Genomic DNA, 24,918 nt, shown 5'->3' with positions numbered 1-24,918 from the left:
TGAATTTATTAATGATTTTCGTATAATTTATATTATTAGTGTATCTTTGGTCTTGTTTATATTTTTTTTGAATTCATTGTTTACATATAACTTCTGTCAACGTTTTCATTTGGATTATTAGTTTTTCCACTACCCATATGTTGAGAACTTGATAGATCCTTATGCATAGCATTTTCAAATGATTTGTATCGCTTAATTATTTGATCTTCAATCGAAGTAGCATTTTCTATGGCAAATGACATATGATTTTCACCTATTAAATCACTCCCATCCATAACTGCCATGTCTCCAGCCATACGCACAACCCCACCTAGATCTCTTAATCTAAGTGTTAATGAGTTTTTTTTATCGTCTATAGCCTCAGCTCTTCTCCTTGCCTCTCCGATCAATAGTTTAATAGACTTTCTAGTTGCATGAGGAATCTTACCATCCATTTTAATTTCCTGAGCAACAAATTGAGCAATTTTAGCCTGATTTTCTTCAGTATCCGGCATTGTAGTACGCATGAGGATTTCATAACCCTCCCCTTGAATTCTTGAACGTAATGGTGGCAATATATATTGAACATCCCTCATGTTACATGCTGCTATAAAAATAAAGTCACACGGAACATTATCAACTTTCACAGAGCTTCCAGCACTTTGTGGATTTCTCCCAACTATTGGAAATACTTTATCCTGCATAGCACTGAGAATATAACGCTGCAGAGGAGCTATATGTACTATTTCATCAATAAAAAGAACACCTTCATGAGCTTCGTGGATTGCTCCAGGAACTACACGTTCATATGGCTGAGTTCCAAGTTCCGGATGCCCTCCATATGGATCATGGCGAACATCTCCCAGAAGTTCTGTTTCACTTGCACCAGTAGCCTGAATGAATACTTTCCTATCAAGCGGTACAATTACATTTTTAGGCTTTTCTTCAACCAGCTCTCTTCTCTTTTCAAGTGCATGCTGGTCAAGTATCTTTATACTTTCACCGTCTACACGTTCATAAATAACAACTTCCTCTCTACCATTTTTCAATCTGGTTGTTGTAACCCTTTCTTGTGGTATATTTACAGAGCCTTCATTCATTTCAAACATGCCTAAAAGATCGCCTAAATGTTTTCTCCGGGCGTTTATATGGGAGTACTTATCAGCACCACATTTAGGACATATACTTTGATATGCATTATTATACCCTCCACAGTTGACACATCTAAATCCTAATCTATCTGCAACAGCTTCTGGTACATTTTCAGGGTCAACAAGATTGCCTTCTGCCCTTTCAAGATCTATTTTCTCGTTTTCCATCTCTTTGCGTGTTTTTGTTTCAACAAATGGTCTTTCAGGTCTTTCAGGATTATTCACAACGGTTATTTCCTCATTGGGATCTGCTAGATGAAATGATATTGCTTGTGCTATTAATGATTTTCCAATTCCTGGAGGGCCTACAAGCAAGAGGTTTCTTCTTTGTTTTGCTGCGATTTTAACGAATTTAATAATATCTTCATGTCCAATAACTCTTTCAAGGGGATCTTTAGGTATAATTATGTCTTTTGTAGTTGTTATATCTCCTAAAAACTCTTTTTTCATGTTCACATACATAAAAAATACCCCCAGGGATTAGATCGTAACTTACAATCTATCCCTGAATGTCTTTATCATCTATCCTAATTCCTTGATGTATTATTTAAACATCAAATTAATTAAATTTATCTAGTAATTACTTTAATAGGGCTTGGTTTTTTTACAACTTCGCTCATTCTAACAGCCACTATATGTTTTAAACCCTTTTCTTTGGCCATATCTATAAGTCTTTGGCTTATGACTCCGTCAAATACAACTGCATATGCACTGTTGTTAACTGTTTTAAGTTCATCATACAGATTTTCAACTTTGACTTCTTTTAAGATGTTCAATGCGTCGTCTAAAATTTCTGCATTTCCAGATCCTTCTAGGTCTTTTAATATTCCCTTTAAAACTGTGTTCCTGTCTGGGCCCTTTGGTTCAACCTTCTCAACTTTAACGCCCACATCTTGATAAATCTGTTCTACAGGAATCTTATCCCTGAGAGCAACCATTACCTCATCTTTAGTAAGGTCTTCTACTTCTTTTCCTCTTGGTGCTCTGGTAACGTAATCAACTTCTCCAACTTGAAGCAGTTCCTTCAATATAAGATCTCCACCCCTATCACCATCAAGGAATGCTGTAACTGTTTTATGTTTTGTTAATTCTGCAACAGTTTTTGGAACACTTACGCCCTCCACAGCAATGGAATTTTTAACACCATAACGAAGGAGATTTAAAACATCGGCTCTACCCTCAACAACTAGTATTGCATCTGAAGATATTACATTAGGACCTGCTGGAAGTCTTTCATCACCATATTCTGCGATTTCATGTATTCTCATTGCTTCCTTGACTTCCTCTATCATTTTGAGGCTTTCAGGAGTTACTTCCTCCATCATTCCTTTGTAGAGTTCTTTTGCTCTGTCAACAACTCTTCTTCTTTTTACAGCCCTCACATCTTCAACCTTTGAAACTTGTATATAAGCCTCGCAAGGTCCAACCCTATTGATAGTTTCAAGTGATGCGGCTAATATGGCTGTCTCCACTCGGTCAAGACTTGATGGTATTACTATTTCTCCTTTAGACCGGCCTGCTTTGGAATTTATATTAACTTTTATCCTACCTATTCTTCCTGTTTTCTGTAATTCCCTTAAATCAAGGTCATTGCTTAAAAGTCCCTCTGTTTGTCCAAAAATTGCCCCCACAACATCGGGTTTTTCAACAATACCATTAGCATTAATTTGAGCGTGAATGAGATATTTAGTTGTACTTATTTCTTCTTTTCCCATTTTTGGGCCTCCCTTAGTGTATTAGATACTTGTAATGATATTAGTAATATCATGCCATTGGGCATCAGTATCTGAAACAGAAATGCTGATGATAGTAACTATCATTTACACCATTTGGGCATTCTTCGAGTTCTAATTGTTTCATATGTCTTGGGAGGCTCTCAATATCTTTAATAAATTTCCTGGTAATACCCATGATCTTTCTCCGTATCTCAAGATTGGGGTAAGAACCAAGACTTTGTATATCCTCTGCAAGTCTTTTGGCAAGTTCTATGCCTTTTTTATCAAAGTCGGTAAGTATAATAACTTTAGAGGATGATTCTGCAGCTATCTCTGCTATTTCGAATAATTTTAATCCTGAGCCTGAGACTTGAATGAAATTGCCATCTATACCAAGATATTTTAAAGCTTTTTCATCTTTTTTTCCCTCGATAAGTATTGGCATTCCCTGCTCCGCACAGATCTTGAGTTCCTCCATAATACAAGACAATTTTTTAAAACTCATTTGTAAGCCCTTTTTATGATGTTGAATAAGTATCTACAAAATATTATAACCTAACTCATATATAAAATTGAAGTAAATAAAATGGTTATGAAGAAATGCCATTTATCCTCCTTTAAAACCATACAACTCTTTAAAATCCATATTAATGATAATTCTGAGTTTCTATTAATAAATGGAATGTTCTATGTTGATCCTAATAAATTTTAATCACAGCCTTAATTATAAATATAAGCAATGCTTAATGTAAAGTTTAAATATTTTTGATTCAAGAGTTATATTCTGTATATTTTAAATACTTTAAAATTTAAATGATAAATTTAAAAAAATTCGGAGGAAATGAAAGTGGCAAAAGGCCTAATAAGAATAGTTCTGGACATATTAAAACCTCATGAACCAATAATTCCTTCATTTGCTAAATATCTAAGTGAAATACGTGGAGTTGATGGAGTTAATATCACACTTATGGAAATTGATAAGGAAACTGAAAATATCAAAGTTACAATGCAGGGAGACGACTTGGATTTTGATGAGATTACCAAAGCAATAGAAGAATATGGTGGATCAATTCATAGTGTTGATGAAGTTGTTGCAGGAACAAAATTAATTGAAGAAGTTACAACTCCTCAGGATTGATTTTTAATGGATAAAAAAGGGAAAATTATGAAGGAGAAACTCTCTCCTGAAAATTTTTTATTCCAATTTTCGAATAAATCTTCAAGTTCAAAGTTATCCAGCTCAACCCTAACAACATCACAAGTATCGGATGCGATGAGAAATATAACCGATCAAACTGGGGTTCTTGAAGGATTAAAACCTATAAAAAAAAGTTTCAAAATTATGGGTAATGCTACAACTGTAAAAACCTCTGCCAATGACTGGGGAACAGTTATAAAAGGGATATATGCTGCAGAAAAGGGAGATGTCCTGATTATATGTTGTGATAATGATGATCCTGCAGTTTGGGGTGAAATGGCATCTACAACTGCCCAAATAGAAGGTCTTTCTGGAACTGTAGTTTATGGGGCCAGTAGAGATGTTTCAGGAGTTAAAAAAGTAGATTACCCTGTATTTTCGAGGGCTATTATTCCCAATGCAGGAAAGCCGCTGGCTGAAGGAAAGATTAACATTCCAATCATCTGTGGGGAAACAACAATACATCCCGGTGATCTTATAATTGGGGATGAATGTGGAGTTGTCTGTGTTCCTCATGAAATAGCTGAGGAAGTCTTCAAAGAGGCGTATAATATATTAATTAACGAAGACAATTTAGTGCTTCAGCTTAAAAATGGAAAATCATTTCTGGACATTTTAGATATTAAATAATGAAATAATCAGTTAATTACTTAATTTTAGCATAATTAATGTGGTAGTTATAAGATTGATAGATAACTTGATATATGACCCCCACTATATTTTTTTAAGATGCAGACTACTTCTGAATTAATAAGCGACCATAAATGGGAAATAACCGCTACTATAATAATTGGTGCGTTTATAATTTTTATAATCTCATTTGTTGTTGGAATACAGGACATACTAGATGTTTTAAGTAAATCAAACCCTCTAATTATATTAATCGCTTTAATTTTAGAGATTGTGATTATTGGTGCATGGACTGTTCGATGGTCTTTGATTTTGAAGGTTATAGATAAATCTCCAGGATTTAATAAGTTATTTGTAATGATGTTCTCTAGTCTATTTGGCAATAACCTTACCCCAGGAGCTGCTGGTGGCGAACCAATGAGAGCATATTTATTGAGCAAGTTCGAGGGAATTTCATTCGATCTTGCTTTTGTTTCAGCAAGTGCTGACAGAGTTTTTGAATTTTTTCCATTTGTGCTTGTTTCGGGTTTTGCTATTTATATGATTTCAACTTGGAATATTGGTTTCTGGAGTGGACTCTTCATAAGTTTTCTAATAATAATAACCATGTCCTTTTTCGGACTTTTAATATATGTAGGTGTTAAAAGAGAGATAGCTGAAAGGATTATACTTTCTATTGCCCGTTCTTTATTCCCATTCTTCATAAAACTTACCAAAAAAGAATTAACTTTTGCTCAAGTTACAGATCAAATTATTTATTATGTAGAAAGATTTTCAACAGGATTCGCAACAGTCCTTCAAGACCATAAAATGTTTACATTAGGACTTGCCATCTCATTCGCAATGTGGGGTACGGATATGTTGAGAATGTACCTTTGTTTTGTTGCTGTTGGATCATTTCCCCCTATTATTCCCATGATAATCATTTATACCATAGGAATTTTGATAACTATTCTTCCAACCATTCCGGGAGCTTTGGGACTTCGTGAAGCAACCATGGTTGGACTTTTTCTAGTAGTGGGTGTTCCTGCAGATATTGTTATTGCTGCAAGTTTGATTGATCGTATTGTAAGTTATTTAATGCCTACAATAGTAGGAGCATTTACAACAGCTTATTATGGTAGGCTTCTGAAAAATAGCGATTCAAGCTCTTCTTAATCCATAATAAAGGATATGTCATCTATTACACCTCGATTTCTACTTTTAAAACTATCGAAATGTTTAAATATAAGTTCTTTCGACAATAAATATTATATAAAACTTTCGGTTTGAGGGTAGGGTTAATGAAACAACTGGGAAAAATATCACACATCTCCAATAGGAACAGAGTCATATTAAAATCTGATCAAACACCAGGTTTTGGTTTGTCTGTTTTTACAAAGGATAACAAAAAGTTTGGGACCATTTATGATGTATTTGGTCCAACAAAATGTCAATATATCTCTGTAAAAGTCTTTGCAAAAAATTCTAGAAATCTTGAAAATCGAGTTGGAGAAACTTTGTACATATCCTCAAAAAAGATAGAAAAACGGGGGCGACAGAAACGAAGGACGAAATGAAACACGAAGTAGTTGAGGACGAAAATTTGGAGCCAAATGTTTCAGAAAAGGAACAAATGAAACAGGACGTTTCAGAAATTGAAAAAATTGAAACTAAATGCCCAGAATGTGGCTCTGATAAACTAATAAATGACCACGAACGTGGCGAAATAGTTTGTGGAGCATGTGGCCTTGTTATTGATGATAATTTGGTGGATATGGGTCCTGAATGGAGAGCATTTGACCATGAACAACGTGATAAAAGAACCAGAGTCGGTGCACCAATAACATATACAATACACGACAAAGGACTCTCAACCATGATCGACTGGAGAAATAAAGATATATACGGTCGTGACATACCTGCCAGAAATCGTGCACAATGGTACAGGCTCAGAAAATGGCAGAGAAAGATCAGAATATCCGGTGCAACCGAAAGAAACCTTGCATTCGCTCTGAGCGAATTAGACCGGGATTCATCAAGATTGGGACTTCCAAGAAGTGTTAGGGAAGCAGCATCAGTAGTTTACAGAAACGCTGTTGAAAACAAGCTAATTCGTGGAAGAAGTATTGAAGGAGTCGTTGCAGCATCACTATATGCAGCATGTAGAAGATGCAATGTTCCAAGAACACTTGATGAAATAGCAGAAGTCTCTAGAGTCAGTAAAAAAGAAGTTGGAAGAACTTACAGGTTCCTTACAAGGGAACTAAACATTAAACTACCCCCAACATCACCAGTTGACTACGTTCCAAGATTCGCAAGTGAACTAAGCCTTTCAGGTGAAGTTCAGTCAAAAGCTATAGAAATAATTGAAAAAGCAATGGAAAAAGGGCTTACATCTGGAAGAGGGCCAACAGGTGTTGCTGCAGCAGCATTATATATAGCATCTGTACTTCTAGGTGAAAGAAAAACTCAAAGAGATGTTGCAGACATTGCCGGTGTTACAGAAGTAACCATCCGTAACAGATACAAAGAATTAACTGAACAGCTCGACATGGGTGTAACTTTATAACTACACCATCAATTTCTTTTTTTATTTTTGATAACTTATTTTGATTTAAAATTTTTTTATCTTAATGTTGGAGAATACCCCATGTGTGAGGGTGGGGATGAATCCAACCACTATATATAAATAATAGTTTAACAATAATTAATAGTATCGTATGCGATAACTAAGCATACTACACTTAATCTAATCAGTACCGTAGGAACTACGGAAATTAAAGCTTCTCTGAAAAAACCACATTAGTGGATTTAATGAAGGAAGAAGCTCCTTCCGAAAGGGAGGGGTAGTTCACATCTTTCAAATTGCGAATATTGAATTTTAAGCAAAAAAACAAAAAAGTAAGTTAGTTGGTTTTAATTGTAAATAATAAAAAAAAATTAAATTATAAACCTATTCTACCTTTTAAAGTAAAGAAAAGCCATATTATAATGAATACTGCAAATATTATATAAAGTACTCTTCTTGATTTTGCAACTTTCCTCTGGTTTTCATTGTAAATCTGCTCGCACTTGGGTGAACAGAATTTTTCTGATAAAGGTATTGGTTTTTGGCACATTGGACAGTGCTTGTGTTGATCAGTCATTTTTAAACCTCTTGAATTTTATTGTTATATTTTAATATACTATAATATTTTTTTTTATTTAATATTCTTCTGGCAGTATTATGGTACCTATTTTACCATTTATTGCAGTTTTAATATTTTGAGGATCTCCCCCATTTAATATAACTGTTTTGATACTTGATCTCTTAATAATCTGTATCGCTGTCATATCAAAAAATTCGTATGTACCCGCCTTAATATCCTTGGTTGACATAAGTTCCATCATCTTAGATGGTTTAACCTCATCAAATTTCTCTGCATCAGGATACTTATTAGGGTCTTTGTTGTAAAGACCATCTACAGAGGTTGCATTAATGAGTAGTTCTGCACCCACAAATTCCGCAAGAATACTTCCTACTGCATCTGTACTATGTGCTGGTTCTGTACCGCCCATAACAATGATTCTATTAGAACTTGCAAATTGTAACGCCTCTCTAAAGTTATGGGGTACTTCAGGATATGCATCCGCCCCAAGAGCTGTAATTAAAAGCTTTGCATTCAGTCTTGTTACTTCTATACCCACATCATCACACATTGCTTCAGATGCTTCAAGACCTCTAGCAATTCCTATGTAATCACGAGCTGTTTTTCCACCTCCAACAACAACGAATATTTGATGTTCTTTGGACAGGTCCTGCAGTACCTCTGCATAGTCCCTGAATTTTTTGTAATCATAATCTTTAATTATTATTGAACCGCCTATTGTAACAACTATCTTCATCTCATCACCATCAAAGATACTTAAATTTAATATAATAAATAGTTTAGAAGATATAACATAAGTAAGTTGAAGTAGTTTGTAGTTCATAACCAAAAATAAGTTAAATTTACACATGCTCTATTTTAAATTTATACACGAGATATATTAAATACAATGAATTTCCACAGTTTAGGAGTGACATAAAGTGAGTGAAGTATCATCAAAAGAACTGTACGAAGTAAAAAGAACCCTTAAAGAATTATCAGAAAAAAAGGGACGAGGTACAGAATTAGTAACAGTTTATATTCCACCAGATCGTCAGATCAGTGATGTTGTAAAACATATGCGTGAAGAGCTGAGTCAGAGTGCCAACATCAAAAGCAAACAAACAAAGAAAAATGTTCAATCTGCAATAGAGGTTATAATGCAAAGGATGAAACTTTTTCAACGCCCCCCTGAAAAGGGTTTAGTTTTGTTTGTTGGAATGATCCCTAGAGGTGGACCGGGTACAGAGAAAATGGAAACATACATGTTCGAACCGCCTGAACCTGTTCAGACTTATATTTACCATTGTGATTCAACCTTTTTCCTAAAACCTCTTCAGGAGATAATTGAAGATAAGGATGTTTATGGGCTTGCAGTTATAGATCGTAAAGAAGCAACAATTGCTATTCTCCGGGGAAAACGAATTGATATAATAAAAAATCTTACCAGTGGTGTTCCAGGTAAACATAAAGCAGGGGGACAATCTCAGAGAAGGTTTGACCGTCTTATTGATCTAGCAGCTCATGAATTTTTAAAAAGAATAGGAAATCACATGAATGAAGCATTTTTAGATGTCCCTGATCTTAAAGGAGTTATAATTGGAGGTCCGGGACATACAAAGGATGAATTTGTTGAAGGTGATTATCTTCATCATGAAATAAAAAATCTGTTGATAACAACCGTTGACACATCTTATACTGGAGAATTTGGAATAAGAGAAGTTATGGAAAAATCTATGGATGTACTAACCGAAATTGATGTTGTAAGGGAGAAAAAATTAGTACAGAGATTTTTAGTAGAACTTATAAATGAACAGGGACTTGCATCTTATGGAGAAGCTGAAGTAAGGCGTAACCTTCAGATGGGTGCTGTTGAAGTACTATTGTTATCAGAAGACATTAAATCAAAACGAGTTAACTATGAATGCCAGGCATGTGGAAAGACCATGGATAAAACCATAAAAAATAAGAATGAAATTAAAGATAAATCCTGTCCCGACTGTAATGAAAAAATGAAAGTTGGCGAGACAGAGGATGTTATTGACGATTTTGTTGCTCTGGCAGAAGAAGTTGGTTCAGAAGTAGAGATAATATCAACAGAAACTGAAGAAGGAATGCAGCTTCTAAAGGCTTTTGGAGGCATAGGAGCCATATTAAGGTATAGACCTTAATCTGTTCTTATTTTTTTTTATTAATATGTCTACAGTAGACTTTTTTTAGTAAAAAAGGATAAATTTTTATCCTAACCTGCTAACACTGATTAAAGATTCAACAGGAACATTTTCAACTTCAGATATGCCTGCTTTATCAATGAGCACAACTACTGCTATTGGTATAGCTCCCAAATCTTTGAACACCTTGGCTGCTTCACTTATAGTTCGCCCACTTGTAATAACATCGTCTACAATAACAACTTTACGTCCTTCAACAGAAGCAAAATTACTACTTACAGCACCCTTTGCATCCTCTTCCATCTTTCTATGTTTTATTGGATGGAAAACAGATATATCCGATCCAAGTATCTCTGCCATCATGGTTGCAAACGGTATACCACTTACTGTTATACCCACTATTACATCAGGTTCTCCATATTTAAGTGCCATATCTGCCATTGCAGCAGAGACATATTTCATTCTAATTGAACTTCCACCTAGACTGTTCCAATTTATTGCAAAGTCAATAGGTGCTTTTTCTGACTTATCTTGTGTTTTACTATCTTTTCCCTGTAAAATAAGCCATCTTGCAGTATCTTTTGAAACGTTTAATTCGTCTGCTATTTCTCCTGTTGTAAAACCTCTATTTCTAAGCTCATAGGCTCTTTTAATGAGTTTTTCATTCATGGAATCACATCCCTCATTAATTAACATTCATTCATATTCACAGGGGTTAATTTCTGAGCAGATTTCATGGCAGCAAGCACAACCTTCAATGCATGGATTCCATCTTCCCCTGTTATCTTAGGTTCCTCATCATTGGTAACTGATGATAAGAACGATTTAAGTTCGTCTTTTAGAGGTTCTGAATGGACTACATCTACTTTTTGAGCATTTTTTCCATAGACTTCAACTGTTTGATCAATATAATCTAGAGAAATAATTCCTTCAACCCCTGTAATCTCAAGTTGTCTCTTTTTATACGGTGTTAGCCAGTTGGTTTCAAGTATACCAACAACGCCATTTTCAAACTTCATCATTATTTCTGCATGATCTTCATATTCACATTTTTCAAGTCTACTGCCCATGTTTGCATACACACGTGAAGCAGGACTGTCCAAAAGATAGAACATAATATCTACTTCGTGTATAGCGAGATCAATTGTAACACCAACATCTTTAATTCTTGGAGGAAAAGGCCCTACTCTTTTAGCTGAAGCAGATACAACTTCTCCAATCACACCTTCCCTCATGAGTCTTTTAGCCTCAACAACAGCCGGATTGAATCTTTCAACATGCCCTGTTGCAAGCTTAACTCCTGCCTCATGGGCTGCATTAACCATGTCCTTTGCCTCATCTAAAGTGAATGCAATAGGTTTTTCAACTAATACATGTTTTCCTTGTTCAATTGCACTCATAACTACATCATAATGATATGTTGTGGGTACACAAACACTAACCACATCTATCTCGGGCATTCTCAAAATGTTATCGTAATCAACAAATCCAACGGTGTTGAACTCCTTCGAAACTTCTGCTAGTGTTCCCCTCATAAGATCGGAAACAGCCATTAAATTAGCATTTTCAAGTTCAGAATAAACCCTTACATGGTTGTAACCCATAGCTCCGACACCGACTACACCAACGTTAACCTTACTCAAATATAATCCTCCATCATAAGTTTTGCAGCTTTCAAACCCAATTTACTGGCTTCATCTGCAGAACCTTCCACCTTCACTCTTGAAAGTACTTTGCCTTCTTTTGTAAGAAGAACAGCACAGAGTTTGAGTTTATTCTCTTTTATATTAGCAGAAACACCTAAAGGCCATTGACAACCAACACCTAACTCCTGAAGAACCCTTTTTTCTGCAGTTACTTCCTGGAATGAAGGCAAGTGGTTTAAATTCTCTAAAATGTTTCTTTTATCACTATCATGTCTCGCAACAACTGCGATTGCGCCCTGCCCTGCAGCAGGAGTAAAATACTCAATTGAAAACCTTTTTTTTATATGTTCATTTAGACCAAGTCTTTTTAAACCTGCCTCGGCCATTATAGTTGCATCGTAATCTCCACTTAATACTTTCTTTATTCTTGTATCTATATTTCCCCTTATAGTTTTTATACTAAAATCTTTTTTATGAAAGTTACAGAAAGCTTCCCTTCTAATGCTACTTGTTCCTACTATTGCACCAGATGGAAGTTCATCCCATTCATACTCTGATACCAAAACTTCGTTTGAAGATTCTCTTTGAGGGATTGCAACTATTTCTAGGTCTCCTTCAAGTTCTGTTGGTAGATCCTTTAGGCTGTGGACTGCAAAATCCACATCTCCTTGTAAAACTGCGTTATCAAGTTCACGGGTAAATATACCCTTGGCATCAATGTTGTAAAGTTGGGAATCCTGGATTTTATCTCCAGTAGTTTTGATAATCTCAATATCTATTTTTTCATGTGTTATTTTGGATAATGCATAAATTATACTCTTTGTTTGGACAGTTGCAAGACTGCTCCCCCTTGTGCCAACCTTCAAAAAAATCATCTCCAGTAAGAAAAACTTCAGTTATAGTCATTGGTTAAATATATTCCATTAAAAGTTCCGAATTGAGATTAATAATTATAAAGGATCTTGAATATAGTGATCCTAACAATCATTTCATTAAAACTCCTAGTGAATGATTCTTGTATAATCTCTAATAAATGTTACCATGTAAAGTTCTGAATTCTCTATTACCTTTTTTTAATATCTGAAAAGTTTGATCTGTAGATAATGAGTATATTAGAACATGTATTTTTGACAGCACAAGTTATAGCATCATTTAAATTATTTGAATATTTGAAATTTCTATTTAAAATATTTTTAACATTAGCTCCCAATTCATCTGTTAATATCAATTGTACATCACTTTCTATTTTATCTAAAACTTCTGAAACAGATTTTTCATCTATTTCTTCACATGTTACTCCATATTTACCTCCAAATATCACACATACATCATCCATATCTTTCATCATGGACAATGCTTTTTTAACTGCTGTGACATTCAATCCAGGGTTTATTTCTTCAATTATTCTAATTCCATTGTAATCACTGGTTGATGTTCTTCCTTTGACACCATTAAAATTATTTAAGCCATCCTTTATTTTTTCCAGAGATACTTCAAGAGTTAAAGATGCGGTTATTGCTGCTAGTACATTACTAATATGTATAGGGGATGGTGCAAATGTGGACACTTCAATATATTCATTGATAATTTTATTTCCTAGTGTTTTAAAATCAACAATATCTATCCCCATGTGGGTTTTATCAAACCCAAATCTTATTTGTGTAGCTGTTAAATTTGCAGGATTTTTAACTTTAAACTCACCATTATCAAATGTGTTTGTTTTCTCTTGAAATTCAGAATAATTAGTATTATAAGAATCCAAATCGCATGAAACCATTCTACTTTGGAATATCTGCAACTTTGCATCACTAGCAACCCTTGAATTATTTGCTATAGGATAATCTTCAGCTAAATTTGTAAGTATTCCCACATCTGCCAGTCCTGTTCCACCAAGAGATGTTTCAAAGATACAAATCCCAACTTCATATCCTTCTGCAAGTTTCAATGCTTCAATTATACTAGCAGGAGTAATGCTTATATTTTGCTTTAAAAGCTTCCATTCTTTGTCTTCAACAACTTCAACACCCAAACTGCTTAAAACTAAAGGATTTGAGCCCTTAAATATCTCTTTTAATATCCATACAACACTTGTTTTTCCTTTAACACCCGTGACTTCAATTACTGGTACATTTATCTTGTTTTCAAGTAAGAATCCAACTGCCTGATGATGGGTCATGTTAACTTCAGATTCTAATTCACAATGAACCGGTGCAATCAATATTAAATCAGATTCTGTAGAATAATTTTTGTCTAACCTTAAATCATCAAAGCCTTCCTTCCCTACAAATTTCAACCCTTTCTCTTCTAGTTCTATACGAGTTTCTTGTTCCATTGTTGAGTATATATCCCATGCATAAACTTCAAAATTAGGTATTTTTAAAAATTCAGATGCTATTATTGCACCCCCATGGGTCATATCCACTACTAAAACCTTCATGGATTTATACGTCTCCTTGAAGCTTCTCTCTAACCCGCCTGTAGAAATTTTTGGTTAGCCGTACAAAGTAAGCACTATCATCTGATTTTTTAAAGATCATTTCATCCATATAATTTATTTCTTCCTCTAATTGACCATCTATTACTGCAACTGCCTTTTTACCTTCACGCAAAAATTTAACCTTGATCACACTATCATCAGGCACTACCGTAGGTCTTGCACCCAGCTTAAATGGACATATAGGAACTATTATGAATGCACCGACTCGGGGATCGACTATAGGTCCTCCTGCAGACATTGAATAAGCTGTCGAACCACTTGGAGTGGCAATTATAATTCCATCTGCTCTGAGTTCTTCCACAACCTCATCATCGACACTTATTTCAATGTGAAGCATCTTAGCAGGTTTTTGAGTCATGAGTACAACCTCATTAAGTGCAGAATGTAATTCTTTATTATGCCATACCTGAAGTTGGGTTCTTTTTTCAACAAAATAATTCCCATCTAGAACCTGTTCCAATGCTGTTAAAGTTTCATCAGGATCTATTTCGGTTAAAAAACCTACAGCACCCATATTAATACCAAATAATGGAATCTTTTTCTTGTTTATAAATCCTTGGGTTCTGAGTACTGTTCCATCTCCACCAACTGCTATAACCATGTCAACATCCATGTCTTTTAGGTCTGAAGCAATGTTTTTGTATTTGTTTAGTTTGGATGCTAATTCAGAATCCAGTAGAGTTTCAACATTTTTTTCTAAAAGAAATTCAACTATTTTCCCTGCTAGCTCAACTGCTTCTTCGACATCAAGACGTGCCACAACTCCTAAGCGCATCAGATACCTCCCAAAATTTCTATTATTTCTCTGTGAATCGATTTGTTACATGAAGCAACTATTGATGTCCTGTCAAGAACATTCAATCCACTCTCAAGTGACTGGCAGTTTTCATCTGTTACAATACCTTTTGATTCTTCAATAATAAGTTTTGCAGCAGATATATCAACTATTCTTAAATTTCCCCTAATATCTAAAAATGCGTCGTATGTTCCATCTGCAACATAACACAATTCAATTGCAACTGAACCTAAAATTCTCATACTTCTAACAGTTTTTAAGAGCTTGTCTATCTTGGACATCTCTGCACGGTATATGTAGGCACCTATTGATGAACCTGAAACATCGGTTTTTTGGGATGGTTTTATTGGAATTCCATTGAGAAATGCCCCATTCCCTTTTTTTGCACTGTAAATGTCTCCAGTTGCAAAATTTTTTACAAAACCCATTTCTACATCACTGATAATTAGTTGGCTTGGATCTTTGACTAATTTTGATGCACCCATTGGATCTGCAACTGCAATGGATATACCATATGCAGGTATGTTTTTTATGGCATTTCTTGTGCCATCTAAAGGATCAACTACAAATACTACTTCAGAAGGTCCTTTTCCTATTTTAAATTCGCCTATTTCCTCACTTATTAATGTGACTGGTCTTTCAGACTCTTCTAAAATTTCAATAACCTTTTCTTCAGCAACAAGGTCTATAAACTTGGTTGGAGTTCCATCTGCACCCATTTTAACTATTTTATCCGCTTTTGGATTACCAACAAGCGGTTTAACTACTTCATTAGCCTCTTCCATTATTCTGTTTGAGATCGTACCCCAGAACTTGATATCGTCCCTGTCCATGTTTATCCCTCGATTTACCACTTTATCTATTGTATTTGCTCTAACCTATGTAGACAACTGCTGCAACAACAGCACCTTGTTTCTTAACTATATGGGTTTCATCTGCCATTAGCATTTCCTTTATTTTGAGTCCCCTAATATCCATCATATACTGCACTATAGACTCTGCTTCACTTTTTACGTCTTCAGGATCTCTGTTAACTCCAGTATTTTCAACTACACACCCAAAGTCATCAGATGTTGCTGCAGCCACAACTGCGGTTATTAAATCCCCTTCAACATCTGATGATGTGTATGCAAGCACGCAGTTAACCATATCCCCTGCAGGAAATTTTGGAACTGGTACCACCTCTGTACCAGAAGGTAATATACTTGAAACTTTTATAAGATTAACATCACCAATATTTGCGTCCAATAATGCATTATCAAATGCATTGAGCTTTGTTGGACCTTCAGCCCTTCCAGAAGTTATCGAAACTTTCATTTGTACCACTTAAAATTTAAATATTCAAAAATAACATTATCATATCCTATATGATCAATGGTTATCTATAAAAGTGTACCTTTTTTAACAGTCATCTTATCAAATGCTCTCTCAGGATACCTAATATTTTATAAAAATAAATTGGGTTTGGGAGCTGAAATAATTTATGCAAATAGATGAAGATATACTCGATTACTGGTTGAAAAAAAAACCTAAGCACATCAACAAGAGATATCTAAAGCCGAGCAATACAACAATACACCGAATTTCTAGGAAAAACAATCAAAGAACTATATGATGAAGCAGACAAGGAAGAAAAAAATGCATTAAAATTAAACAAACGTAAATATTCTTTATATGTATCTATTCTTCGTTTCAATGTTAAACAATGGAATAAACGTGTTTAAACCATTTAATAAAATTCCATTAGCCATATTTAATACATTTATAATTGAAAAGTTCTGATATATAAACTTAGTTAATATATTAAAATAGTTCAACAGAAGACGATAAAACTGCTTAAATTATTTTTAAAGAGGAATTTTTTTAATTATGATTGGAATATAATTAATTATTTGATAGAAAAAATGTAAAAAATAAAAATTTTATTCTGTTTTTAGAGTTTTTTGGGTGGCTTTTGCATTGGTGTAGGAGTCGTAGATTGCGTATAACCAAATAATAATATATAATATCCAAGCGTAAAAGCTTACTGTATAGATAGCTATTGATAATACTATGGCTATAACCACTAAAATAATTCCAATCATTATTTTTCCTACGTAGATTTCGCCTAATCCTGGTATCAGGAAGGACAAAATTGCTGCCAATATTGCATTCTTTGCCATTTTTAGATATACCTCCATATTAATACAATTGTATTATTTGCTAAACTTAAATAATTTTTACTAATTATCAAGAATATGTGACAATATCACTAAAAACCAGTCATAGATTGCAAGTGTAATACAAATTAAACCTGATATTCAATTATTAATTTTAGAGGAACCCCCATAGAACCATAAAAGTCCTGCTTTCCACCAAAAATAGATAAAAAAAAATTTATGGTGTTATTTAACCTATTTCTTTAATTGCCAGTTCAATATCTACTGCTTTAACAGTTGTTCTTCCAGCATGTTTTGCAAGTAAAAGTGCTTGTTTGGAAATATCTTCCCCAAATTGTTCTAAAACTTTTCCTAAAGCTTCTTTTGCATCCTCACTGATTCTTATATTTGCATCTGCATGTTTTATTATTCTTCCTATTGGAGCTATTGGTAGTTCATTCATATTTATCACCATATATAGTTAACAGCCTCATTTTATTTAAATACATTGAATTTTAATGGATTTTCATAACAATAAATACTTTCTATGGATATTTAGTGATTTTTATCACAAAAAACATGTTATAATAGTGTAAGTGTAAAAAAAATATCAAAACAAATAGTCAAATAGGTAGTCAAAAGAGTAGTCAAAATGTTTATGAATTATAGTTCCCAATTTACTGTATTGAGAGTATAAAAAATACTGATAAGTCAAACTCCACAAAAAGTTATAAAAGTTTACATATCTAAACATAGATAGGATAATGATAGTATACATTCTATTACAAATATATTAAAGATCATGAATTGAATATGAATTTTGTTGATCTCTTTTAGATTTATAAATATTCAAAATCCCTTTAATGGTTCATTAAAGGATATATATATATGATAATCGGAGGTAAAAAATGTCAAAAAAGGTAGTAGAAGTTAAAACCTTAAAAGTTGGTAAATATGTAATAATAGGCGGTGAAGCATCCAAGATCACTAGTCTTCAAACATCATCACCGGGAAAACACGGTGCTGCAAAGGCAAGAGTCGAAGCCTCTGGAATATTTGATGGTCAGAAGAGAAATTTTGTTAAACCCGTTGATTCCAAGTGCGATGTCCCTATGATAGACAAACGTTTAGGCCAAGTTTTATCCATTATGGGAAAAAATGATGTTCAACTCATGGATCTTGAAACCTATGAAACATTTGATATCCCAATTCCAGATGAACTTAAAGGCAAACTTAACGAAGGTTCTGAAGTGGATTATATCATGGCAATGGGTAAAAAGAAGTTAATGAGGATAAAAGGATAAATGGGTTATGTTAAACCCATAAATTTCCTGATTTATCAAAAAATTTAATTAACGTATTTCAATTAAACTTACTGAGTCGATAATAAATGCTTTTTTACACAGAAAATGTATTGAAATTCGCATTTTCAATGGAAACAACAGATATAGATGTTGAATTCCCTATTTCTGATAATAAATTAAGATTTGCAATTCTAGGAGTACCTTTTGATGGTACAGCAAGTTACAAGCCAGGAGCTCGTTTTGGTCCCAGATCGATCAGGGAAGCATCCTATAATTTCGAAAGATACAACCTGATTCTCGATAAGAATATGTCTGCTGAAATATACGATTTTGGAGACTTGGAAGTTGTCCATGGAAATTTCAAAAAAACATGTTCAAAGCTTAAAACAACTATTTCTGAAATATTAGCAATGGAAATGGTACCATTAACAATTGGTGGAGATCACAGCATAAGCTACTGTGTACTGAAAGCCATAGATGAAAGCCATGGATTTGAAATGAATGATATTACTATAATCCATTTTGATGCCCATATGGATTTGAGAGATCTTTACATTGGGGAAAAATATTCCCATGCAACTGTTATGCATAGGATATCTGACCTGAATCCCAAAGAGATTATCCAAATAGGTATTAGATCTGCATCAATGAATGAAGCAAGTTTTGCAAGTAAACAAAATATAAAAACTTTCAAATCTTGTGATGTTGATGAAAACATTGGAGAAATAATCGAATTGATAGAAAAAATCCATGGCCCAATATATTTGTCCTTTGATATAGATGTGCTGGATCCTGCATATGCCCCTTCAGTTGGAACCCCTTCTTCATGTGGTTTAACTCCCAAACAGGTTGAAAAATTGATCTACAGCTTTAAAGGAAAAGAAATTGTAGGATTTGATATGGTTGAGGTTTCTTCAACTCAAATTGGAGATATTACCTCGTTAAATGCTGCTAAAATAATTTATGATATGCTATCATTGCAATAACAGATAAATAATATTTTTTAAAAATATTCTTTGTGGTTTTCATACTATTTTTTAAACATATTCACCAAATATTAATGGGTTATTAAATACAGTATTTTTTTATAGTGGAACGAAAATACTTTAAAATCATATTGTTCAACTGAAATTGATACTTAAATTGTTATTTAACCCGTCAAGAATAAAAATCATGATACAAACTGCTTCAGAATTTTTAATTGAAAATTAAAGGTGGATAAAATGTATAAAAGAGAATTCAAGCTTTCCGGTCATATAATAGACTCCCTGATCCTTCCTAAGGCTCTTGATCTCATTATGGATATGGGGGGAGATTTTAAGATAATTGAATTTAAAGTTGGTAAGCTCAAAGGGGATATTAGCCATGCTAGAATAATTGTTGAAGCATCTAGCGAAATACTTCTTGGAGAAATCCTGGATGAACTTTCAGAAATTGGTGCAATTGTTGTTGAAATTAAAGATGTTAAGATTTTAATGTCTGAGAAGGATAAAACACTTCCTGTTGATTTTTATTCCACAACACACCATCCTACCCATATACGCTATAATGGTGAATGGGTAGTGGTTGAAGATATTGAAATGGATTGTATGATTGTTGTGGATTTAGAAAGTGGAAGAGCGTTTTGTAGACCAATTGGAAGGATAAAAAAGGGAGACTGTGTTGTTGTAGGTAGGGATGGGATCCAAGTTTCTCCTCCTGAACGTCCAAGAGGTAAAAAAGGCGTATTCGAATTCATGTCAAGCGATGCATCCTCTGAAAAACCAATAAAATCTATAATAAGAAAGATATCATCGGAAATAAAGGAAGTTAAGAGTAGAGGCGGCAAAATTGCAGTTGTTTCGGGCCCTGCAGTTGTTCACACAGGATCTGGTCCAATATTAGCCAATATGATAAAAGAGGGGATAATTGATATTATCTTTGCTGGAAATGCCCTTGCAACCCACGACATTGAAAATGCACTTTATGGAACTTCACTTGGAATGTGTGTTAAAACTGGTGAAGCTGTTACACGGGGTCACAGAAATCATATATATGCTATAAATGAAATAAACAAAGCAGGATCTATAAAAGATGCTGTTGAGAAGGGAATATTGAAAAAAGGGATAATGTACGAGTGCATTAAAAATGATGTTCCATTTGTACTCGCAGGTTCAATAAGAGATGATGGACCCCTCCCAGATGTAATAACTGATGTTATAGATGCTCAAGATGAAATGAGAAAATATGTTCAGGATGTTGATATGGTTATAATGATCTCTACTATGTTACATTCAATTGCAACAGGGAACATGCTCCCATCACATGTTAAAAGTATCTGTGTAGATATTAACCCAGCTACAGTTACAAAACTAAGTGACAGAGGTAGCGCTCAGGTTGTAGGCATAGTTACGGATGTTGGGACTTTTTTACCCCTACTTTACAATGAGCTGAAATCAAAATAACCAATATCTTTTTTTGTATACTTTTCATATTTTGTACTCTATCTTTTTATCTCCTATTTTAATAGAATTTTTTTTATCTTCAAAAAATCATATAATATGCCATATATCAAAATTTTAGGAGCAGGTCCTGCAGGATTGTCTGCAGCCATCAATCTTGCAAATGAAGGTTATATCGTGGATGTTTTTGAAAAAAATAAAGACATTGGTTCAAGAGTTCAAAAAAACATACAAGGACTAGAAAACTGGTCAGATAATCAAGATATAATAAAAGAATTTCGTAAAATGAAAATAAAACCCAATTTCGATTATGAACCCTTCAAAAAACTTAGAATAACTAATAACGATGAAAACTGGGATTTTTATTGTAAACGACCTGCATTTTACCTTGTAAAGCGTGGTACTGAAGAAAAAAGTTTAGATCAAGGATTAAAGGAACAAGCACTTGATAAAGGAGTCAACATACATTTTGAGGAAACCGCCCCAATTGAAGATGTTGATATAGTTGCAACTGGTCCTGATCCAAGAAACAAATTCGCAGTTGCAAGAGGATTAACATTTAAAACAGAACTGGATAATATAGCAATCGGCCTTATAAATAATTATCATGCATTTAAGGGATATTCATATCTTCTTGTATCCAATGGTAGTGGTTGTATTGCAACTGTATTATTTGAGGGATTTGATGATCTAAACAAATATTTCAAAAGAACATTTGATACATTTTCAGGTAATTTTGATCTTAAAATGGAAGATCAACAGAAATTCGCAGGCTATGGAAGCTTTTCAAATAAGATTAGAAATGAAAATAAAATAGTGATCGGAGAAAGAGCAGGATTTCAAGATCTATTATGGGGCTTTGGAATTAGAAACGCGTTAAAATCAGGTTTTATAGCTGCAAACAATATTTTAGAAGGTAATGATTCTGAAAATTATTATAAAAATGTTGAAAAATATTTTAGACCAAAAATTAAAGCAGGAATAGTTAACAGATTCATATGGGAGAAATTTGCCTCCAGTAATTATTCACTCATTTTAAATAGGATACATAAATCCAAAGATCCATTAAGGTACCTACATTCATTTTACAATTTCAATCTCTTTCAAAAAGTACCTATCCCCTTGCGCTATTCTATATGAAGCATAGGTATCCAAATCTCAAACTATAATTAATCATAAAGATAATTATTAAATTAGCAATTGATAATAATTAAGAGGACATATTATGGAGAGGATAAGGGGAAATCTATTAAATGTTTCTACAGAAGAAATTTATGGTGCCGAAATTTCTATTGAAAATGGGATAGTGAAATGTGTTAAAACTGTTGAAGAGCATTTTAAGAGTTTAATTTTACCAGGTTTTATTGATTCACATATACACATAGAAAGTTCTATGTTAACACCTTCACGATTTGCAGAAGCAGTAGTTCCACATGGAACAACATCTGTTGTATCTGATCCCCATGAAATAGCTAATGTAATGGGAATTAAGGGTATAAATTACATGATAAATGATGCTTCTTCTGTTCCACTTAAAATGTTCTTAACTGCACCTTCTTGTGTTCCAGCAACAATGTTTGAAACATCTGGAGCAGTGATTTCTACAGAAGAAATAGAATTATTACTAAAAAATGATAATGTAGTTGCACTTGGAGAAATGATGAACTTTCCAGGAGTATTAGAAGATAATCCTGAAGTAATAGATAAATTAGAAGTTGCAAAAAAATTAAAAAAACCCATTGATGGCCATGCCCCACTTTTATCAGGCCCTGAACTTTGTAAATATATTATTTCAGGAATATCAACAGACCATGAATGTACTAATGCTGAAGAAGTAGCTGAAAAAAGAAGACTTGGCATGAAAATAATGCTTAGGGAAGGTTCTTCAGCCAAGAATCTTAAAGATCTTGCTACTGCAGGTGGAGATTTTATTGTTTCTGATGATAAACATCCTGATGACCTTTTAAATGGACATGTAGATGAAATGATCAAAAGAGCTATTGAATATGGGATAGATCCCATTGATGCTATTAAAATGGTTACAATCAATCCTGCAGAGCATTATAAATTAAACAACGGAAATTTAATACCTGGAAAAGCTGCAGACATAATTTTAGTAGATAATATGGAAGAATTGAATATTGAAAAGGTTATTATAGATGGTAAACTGGTTGCAAAGGACGGAAAACCTCATTTTAATGTGAAACCAATTGAAATTCCAAGCACGTTTAAATTAAAACCAAAAAATTCTTTAGACTTTAATATTAAGGGAAAAGGATCCAGTGAAACTGTGAGGGTTATGGAAGTTCTCGAGGGCCAGCTAATTACCGAAGAATTTTTAGCTAATTTAAAAATAATAGATGGAAAATTAGAAACAAACATTGATAAGGATATACTAAAAATTGCAGTTGTAGAACGTTATGGTCATGAACGGGTTTCTAATGCATTTATAAAAGGTTTTGGTATTAAAGATGGTGCTATTGCATCAAGTGTTGCACATGATTCACACAATATTATAACTGTAGGAACAAACAGCCAGTATATGGCAAAAGCTGTTAATACCGTCCTTAAAAATAAAGGAGGGTTAGCAGCAGTTTCAAAGGAGGGAGTTTATTCATTGGAACTTCCTGTAGCAGGATTAATGAGTTACAAAAATGTTAGAAATGTTTCATCAGATTTGAGGATATTGCATCATGCTGTTAAAAATATGGGCTCAAAACTACAATCTCCATTCATGTCGTTATCATTTATGGCACTGCTTGTAATTCCAAAACTTAAAATAAGTGATATTGGTCTTTTTGATGTTGAAAAGTTTGATTTTATAGATCTGATCCAGAAATAATGGTTTAATCTTATAAATCTATTATTAGGGCATTTAACAATTATATTAATCGTACTTTTTGAAATCCTCTGAAATTTTTTTCATAGCATTTTTATGTTCTTCTCCACCAACTTTGTTTACTATCCTGGAAATTTCACCCATTCTATGACGGTAAAGTTTCTCCATGTCCCCAGAAACCATTTCCATTCTTGTTAAATATACTAGTCCTTCGATTATTCCATATATTGCCCTGTTTAATGGTTCAACACATTCTTTTTTCTTGATTATATTGGAAGTTTCAGCCCTTAAAACAGTTGTTACATTAATTCCAAAATTATCTTCCCTTTCAACATCCTTCAAACTTGTAACATTAGCCAAAAAAAATGCATCTGTATTTTTAATATAAAATTCATTTTCATACTGCTCAAAATATTTTTCAGACAAATCACCCATAGTAGATTCTACAAAAACCATTGGATCCTTCAATATATTCACAATGAAACTTTGATTTTTCTTTATGTTATGAACAGTACAGGATCCTTGGTGAAGATACAAAACAACTTCTTTATTATCCTTACATATCACCCCAATAGGTGCAGCATTGGGAGTTCCATCATCATTCCTCGTTGTTAAAATTGTTTCATATAATAATCCCTTTTTCATTCCAATTGACTCTAGATCCAAATATCCCCTCTCCAAAGAATTATTTTCTTAAAATAAAACCTGTTAATGTCCCGTTAATTATACAGTCAAAGTCTAGTATTTCATGCCATCCAGACTCTCGAAATATATCCATATAACAAAGTCCCATTAATTTTCCATTATCTTCAAGAACAACATCAAGAATTTTTTGAATGTCTTCAGCTTTAACTTTGGATTTGGGCATAGCTAACCCTCCCAAAAGAGCAACAACATCTGCATGAGGATCCGCTAATTCACCAAACTGCATACCTTGATCAGAAGGGATAATTTTTTTGGCACTAGTTAAATCTGTACCCGTTATAAAAATTGATTCCTTTTCCTTAACAACAAAGGCAAAAAGCAGAGCAAATGGACTACATACCCCGGGCATACCAATGAATGTTATTTTTTTAGCATCCTTTACCTCTTCTCGGAATGCTAAAAGATTCTCGGTTATTCCTGTAAATTCACTGTCCTTTCTCATATATATTCTCCAATAGATGGTTTACCTTAAACAGGATAAATAATTTTTTTAGAACTGAAAAATAAAAAGAATGTTCTTATAATCTGTTTTTTTGATCCTTCAGTAACTATCTGTAGGTCCCTTCAAAAAGATATATATTACATAAGCTATGATTAA

General features: G+C 33.6%; 27 protein-coding genes. 11 read left to right on the top strand and 16 right to left on the bottom strand.

The features are described 5' to 3' along the window. Positions 1–80 precede the first annotated feature (80 nt). The 3 genes from DL91_RS00930 to DL91_RS00920 all read right to left on the bottom strand — a co-directional run bounded on the left by DL91_RS00930 (position 81) and on the right by DL91_RS00920 (position 3,350). Positions 81–1,592 (bottom strand): ATP-binding protein, encoded by a 1,512-nt coding sequence (locus DL91_RS00930; protein WP_048189842.1) that lies wholly within the window; start codon positions 1,590–1,592, stop codon positions 81–83. Between the two features lie 107 nt (positions 1,593–1,699). After that, positions 1,700–2,845, bottom strand: coding sequence for a DNA primase DnaG (dnaG, locus tag DL91_RS00925; RefSeq protein WP_048189841.1), 1,146 nt, complete (start codon positions 2,843–2,845; stop codon positions 1,700–1,702). 64 nt (positions 2,846–2,909) lie between these two features. Beyond that, positions 2,910–3,350 carry a toprim domain-containing protein gene (locus DL91_RS00920; protein ID WP_048189840.1) on the bottom strand — a complete coding sequence of 147 codons (441 nt, stop codon included), beginning with the start codon at positions 3,348–3,350 and terminating at the stop codon, positions 2,910–2,912. Positions 3,351–3,692: 342 nt separating this feature from the next. Here DL91_RS00920 and DL91_RS00915 point away from each other — a divergent pair, with 342 nt between their 5' ends. From DL91_RS00915 to DL91_RS00895, 5 genes are all read left to right on the top strand, one after another. Continuing rightward, on the top strand, positions 3,693–3,983 hold the full coding sequence (locus tag DL91_RS00915) for a DUF211 domain-containing protein (RefSeq protein WP_197050654.1): 291 nt from the start codon (positions 3,693–3,695) through the stop codon (positions 3,981–3,983). 27 nt (positions 3,984–4,010) lie between these two features. Next, the gene (locus DL91_RS00910) at positions 4,011–4,673 is read left to right on the top strand and encodes an RraA family protein (RefSeq protein WP_156095870.1); all 663 of its coding nucleotides are present in this window, start codon (positions 4,011–4,013) and stop codon (positions 4,671–4,673) included. Positions 4,674–4,772: 99 nt separating this feature from the next. Then, complete coding sequence (locus DL91_RS00905) at positions 4,773–5,831, top strand: flippase-like domain-containing protein (protein ID WP_048189837.1); 1,059 nt, start codon at positions 4,773–4,775, stop codon at positions 5,829–5,831. A 125-nt stretch (positions 5,832–5,956) separates the two neighbouring features. Next, positions 5,957–6,232 carry an H/ACA ribonucleoprotein complex subunit GAR1 gene (locus DL91_RS00900; RefSeq protein WP_048189836.1) on the top strand — a complete coding sequence of 92 codons (276 nt, stop codon included), beginning with the start codon at positions 5,957–5,959 and terminating at the stop codon, positions 6,230–6,232. A gap of 56 nt (positions 6,233–6,288) precedes the next feature. Continuing rightward, positions 6,289–7,224: a transcription initiation factor IIB gene (locus tag DL91_RS00895; RefSeq protein WP_048192275.1), complete on the top strand. Its 936-nt coding sequence runs from the start codon at positions 6,289–6,291 to the stop codon at positions 7,222–7,224. A 376-nt stretch (positions 7,225–7,600) separates the two neighbouring features. Here the strand turns inward: DL91_RS00895 and DL91_RS00890 are convergent, their stop codons facing one another. Continuing rightward, positions 7,601–7,801: a DUF2116 family Zn-ribbon domain-containing protein gene (locus DL91_RS00890; protein ID WP_048189835.1), complete on the bottom strand. Its 201-nt coding sequence runs from the start codon at positions 7,799–7,801 to the stop codon at positions 7,601–7,603. Between the two features lie 58 nt (positions 7,802–7,859). Next, positions 7,860–8,540: a UMP kinase gene (gene pyrH, locus DL91_RS00885; protein ID WP_048189834.1), complete on the bottom strand. Its 681-nt coding sequence runs from the start codon at positions 8,538–8,540 to the stop codon at positions 7,860–7,862. A 184-nt stretch (positions 8,541–8,724) separates the two neighbouring features. Here pyrH and prf1 point away from each other — a divergent pair, with 184 nt between their 5' ends. Beyond that, positions 8,725–9,954, top strand: coding sequence for a peptide chain release factor aRF-1 (gene prf1 / locus DL91_RS00880; protein WP_048189833.1), 1,230 nt, complete (start codon positions 8,725–8,727; stop codon positions 9,952–9,954). 66 nt (positions 9,955–10,020) lie between these two features. Here prf1 and DL91_RS00875 read toward each other — a convergent pair whose 3' ends face one another. The 9 genes from DL91_RS00875 to DL91_RS00835 form a co-directional block, all read right to left on the bottom strand. Further along, positions 10,021–10,623 (bottom strand): orotate phosphoribosyltransferase-like protein, encoded by a 603-nt coding sequence (locus DL91_RS00875; protein WP_048192273.1) that lies wholly within the window; start codon positions 10,621–10,623, stop codon positions 10,021–10,023. Positions 10,624–10,643: 20 nt separating this feature from the next. After that, on the bottom strand, positions 10,644–11,597 hold the full coding sequence (locus DL91_RS00870) for a Gfo/Idh/MocA family protein (RefSeq protein ID WP_048189832.1): 954 nt from the start codon (positions 11,595–11,597) through the stop codon (positions 10,644–10,646). Then, positions 11,594–12,466: a hydroxymethylbilane synthase gene (hemC, locus tag DL91_RS00865; RefSeq protein ID WP_048189831.1), complete on the bottom strand. Its 873-nt coding sequence runs from the start codon at positions 12,464–12,466 to the stop codon at positions 11,594–11,596. Before hemC ends, DL91_RS00870 begins: the two co-directional genes overlap by 4 nt. A gap of 197 nt (positions 12,467–12,663) precedes the next feature. Next, positions 12,664–14,037, bottom strand: coding sequence for a coenzyme F430 synthase (gene cfbE / locus DL91_RS00860; protein WP_048189830.1), 1,374 nt, complete (start codon positions 14,035–14,037; stop codon positions 12,664–12,666). Between the two features lie 4 nt (positions 14,038–14,041). Then, entirely contained in the window at positions 14,042–14,872 is an 831-nt protein-coding gene (locus tag DL91_RS00855; RefSeq protein WP_048189829.1) for an NAD(+) kinase, read from the bottom strand. Further along, on the bottom strand, positions 14,872–15,726 hold the full coding sequence (locus DL91_RS00850; RefSeq protein WP_048189828.1) for a bifunctional fructose-bisphosphatase/inositol-phosphate phosphatase: 855 nt from the start codon (positions 15,724–15,726) through the stop codon (positions 14,872–14,874). The genes DL91_RS00855 and DL91_RS00850 overlap by 1 nt, the downstream gene beginning before the upstream one ends. A 40-nt stretch (positions 15,727–15,766) precedes the next feature. After that, positions 15,767–16,210 carry a pyruvoyl-dependent arginine decarboxylase gene (locus DL91_RS00845; protein ID WP_048189827.1) on the bottom strand — a complete coding sequence of 148 codons (444 nt, stop codon included), beginning with the start codon at positions 16,208–16,210 and terminating at the stop codon, positions 15,767–15,769. Positions 16,211–16,815: 605 nt separating this feature from the next. Next, complete coding sequence (locus DL91_RS00840; RefSeq protein ID WP_048189826.1) at positions 16,816–17,055, bottom strand: hypothetical protein; 240 nt, start codon at positions 17,053–17,055, stop codon at positions 16,816–16,818. A 226-nt stretch (positions 17,056–17,281) separates the two neighbouring features. After that, the gene (locus DL91_RS00835; RefSeq protein ID WP_048189825.1) at positions 17,282–17,494 is read right to left on the bottom strand and encodes a histone family protein; all 213 of its coding nucleotides are present in this window, start codon (positions 17,492–17,494) and stop codon (positions 17,282–17,284) included. A 445-nt stretch (positions 17,495–17,939) separates the two neighbouring features. Between DL91_RS00835 and DL91_RS00830 the strand changes: the two genes are divergently transcribed. From DL91_RS00830 to ade, 5 genes are all read left to right on the top strand, one after another. Further along, complete coding sequence (locus DL91_RS00830; RefSeq protein ID WP_048189824.1) at positions 17,940–18,335, top strand: translation initiation factor IF-5A; 396 nt, start codon at positions 17,940–17,942, stop codon at positions 18,333–18,335. An 86-nt stretch (positions 18,336–18,421) separates the two neighbouring features. Beyond that, positions 18,422–19,321 (top strand): agmatinase, encoded by a 900-nt coding sequence (speB, locus tag DL91_RS00825; protein ID WP_048189823.1) that lies wholly within the window; start codon positions 18,422–18,424, stop codon positions 19,319–19,321. 237 nt (positions 19,322–19,558) lie between these two features. Beyond that, the gene (locus DL91_RS00820; RefSeq protein WP_048189822.1) at positions 19,559–20,779 is read left to right on the top strand and encodes a TIGR00300 family protein; all 1,221 of its coding nucleotides are present in this window, start codon (positions 19,559–19,561) and stop codon (positions 20,777–20,779) included. A 96-nt stretch (positions 20,780–20,875) separates the two neighbouring features. Continuing rightward, positions 20,876–21,916 (top strand): NAD(P)/FAD-dependent oxidoreductase, encoded by a 1,041-nt coding sequence (locus DL91_RS00815; RefSeq protein ID WP_048189821.1) that lies wholly within the window; start codon positions 20,876–20,878, stop codon positions 21,914–21,916. A gap of 85 nt (positions 21,917–22,001) precedes the next feature. Beyond that, positions 22,002–23,618, top strand: coding sequence for an adenine deaminase (gene ade / locus DL91_RS00810; RefSeq protein WP_048189820.1), 1,617 nt, complete (start codon positions 22,002–22,004; stop codon positions 23,616–23,618). Positions 23,619–23,663: 45 nt separating this feature from the next. On the opposite strand, the gene DL91_RS00805 is transcribed toward ade, so the two are convergent. Beyond that, a complete protein-coding gene (locus tag DL91_RS00805) occupies positions 23,664–24,281 on the bottom strand; it encodes a DUF447 domain-containing protein (protein ID WP_231551342.1) in 618 nt (205 codons plus the stop codon). Positions 24,282–24,300: 19 nt separating this feature from the next. Beyond that, on the bottom strand, positions 24,301–24,762 hold the full coding sequence (locus tag DL91_RS00800; protein ID WP_048189819.1) for a DUF2124 family protein: 462 nt from the start codon (positions 24,760–24,762) through the stop codon (positions 24,301–24,303). Positions 24,763–24,918: the final 156 nt, after the last annotated feature.

The sequence above is a fragment of the Methanobacterium sp. SMA-27 genome, assembly GCF_000744455.1.
Taxonomy (GTDB): Archaea; Methanobacteriota; Methanobacteria; order Methanobacteriales; family Methanobacteriaceae; genus Methanobacterium_B.
The sequence above is the reverse complement of the archived record's forward strand: the minus strand, read 5'-3'. Positions and strand labels throughout refer to the sequence as shown.

Bases quoted from the DNA above. Each gene is read 5' to 3' on its own strand.
- DL91_RS00930 (WP_048189842.1), bottom strand. From the start codon at position 1,592: ATGTATGTGAACATGAAAAAAGAGTTTTTAGGAGATATAACAACTACA.
- dnaG (WP_048189841.1), bottom strand. From the start codon at position 2,845: ATGGGAAAAGAAGAAATAAGTACAACTAAATATCTCATTCACGCTCAA.
- DL91_RS00920 (WP_048189840.1), bottom strand. From the start codon at position 3,350: ATGAGTTTTAAAAAATTGTCTTGTATTATGGAGGAACTCAAGATCTGT.
- DL91_RS00910 (WP_156095870.1), top strand. From the start codon at position 4,011: ATGAAGGAGAAACTCTCTCCTGAAAATTTTTTATTCCAATTTTCGAAT.
- DL91_RS00905 (WP_048189837.1), top strand. From the start codon at position 4,773: ATGCAGACTACTTCTGAATTAATAAGCGACCATAAATGGGAAATAACC.
- DL91_RS00900 (WP_048189836.1), top strand. From the start codon at position 5,957: ATGAAACAACTGGGAAAAATATCACACATCTCCAATAGGAACAGAGTC.
- DL91_RS00895 (WP_048192275.1), top strand. From the start codon at position 6,289: ATGAAACAGGACGTTTCAGAAATTGAAAAAATTGAAACTAAATGCCCA.
- DL91_RS00890 (WP_048189835.1), bottom strand. From the start codon at position 7,801: ATGACTGATCAACACAAGCACTGTCCAATGTGCCAAAAACCAATACCT.
- pyrH (WP_048189834.1), bottom strand. From the start codon at position 8,540: ATGAAGATAGTTGTTACAATAGGCGGTTCAATAATAATTAAAGATTAT.
- DL91_RS00875 (WP_048192273.1), bottom strand. From the start codon at position 10,623: ATGAATGAAAAACTCATTAAAAGAGCCTATGAGCTTAGAAATAGAGGT.
- cfbE (WP_048189830.1), bottom strand. From the start codon at position 14,037: ATGAAGGTTTTAGTAGTGGATATGACCCATGGGGGTGCAATAATAGCA.
- DL91_RS00855 (WP_048189829.1), bottom strand. From the start codon at position 14,872: ATGCGCTTAGGAGTTGTGGCACGTCTTGATGTCGAAGAAGCAGTTGAG.
- DL91_RS00850 (WP_048189828.1), bottom strand. From the start codon at position 15,726: ATGGACAGGGACGATATCAAGTTCTGGGGTACGATCTCAAACAGAATA.
- DL91_RS00845 (WP_048189827.1), bottom strand. From the start codon at position 16,210: ATGAAAGTTTCGATAACTTCTGGAAGGGCTGAAGGTCCAACAAAGCTC.
- DL91_RS00840 (WP_048189826.1), bottom strand. From the start codon at position 17,055: ATGGCAAAGAATGCAATATTGGCAGCAATTTTGTCCTTCCTGATACCA.
- DL91_RS00835 (WP_048189825.1), bottom strand. From the start codon at position 17,494: ATGAATGAACTACCAATAGCTCCAATAGGAAGAATAATAAAACATGCA.
- DL91_RS00830 (WP_048189824.1), top strand. From the start codon at position 17,940: ATGTCAAAAAAGGTAGTAGAAGTTAAAACCTTAAAAGTTGGTAAATAT.
- speB (WP_048189823.1), top strand. From the start codon at position 18,422: ATGCTTTTTTACACAGAAAATGTATTGAAATTCGCATTTTCAATGGAA.
- DL91_RS00820 (WP_048189822.1), top strand. From the start codon at position 19,559: ATGTATAAAAGAGAATTCAAGCTTTCCGGTCATATAATAGACTCCCTG.
- DL91_RS00815 (WP_048189821.1), top strand. From the start codon at position 20,876: ATGCCATATATCAAAATTTTAGGAGCAGGTCCTGCAGGATTGTCTGCA.
- ade (WP_048189820.1), top strand. From the start codon at position 22,002: ATGGAGAGGATAAGGGGAAATCTATTAAATGTTTCTACAGAAGAAATT.
- DL91_RS00800 (WP_048189819.1), bottom strand. From the start codon at position 24,762: ATGAGAAAGGACAGTGAATTTACAGGAATAACCGAGAATCTTTTAGCA.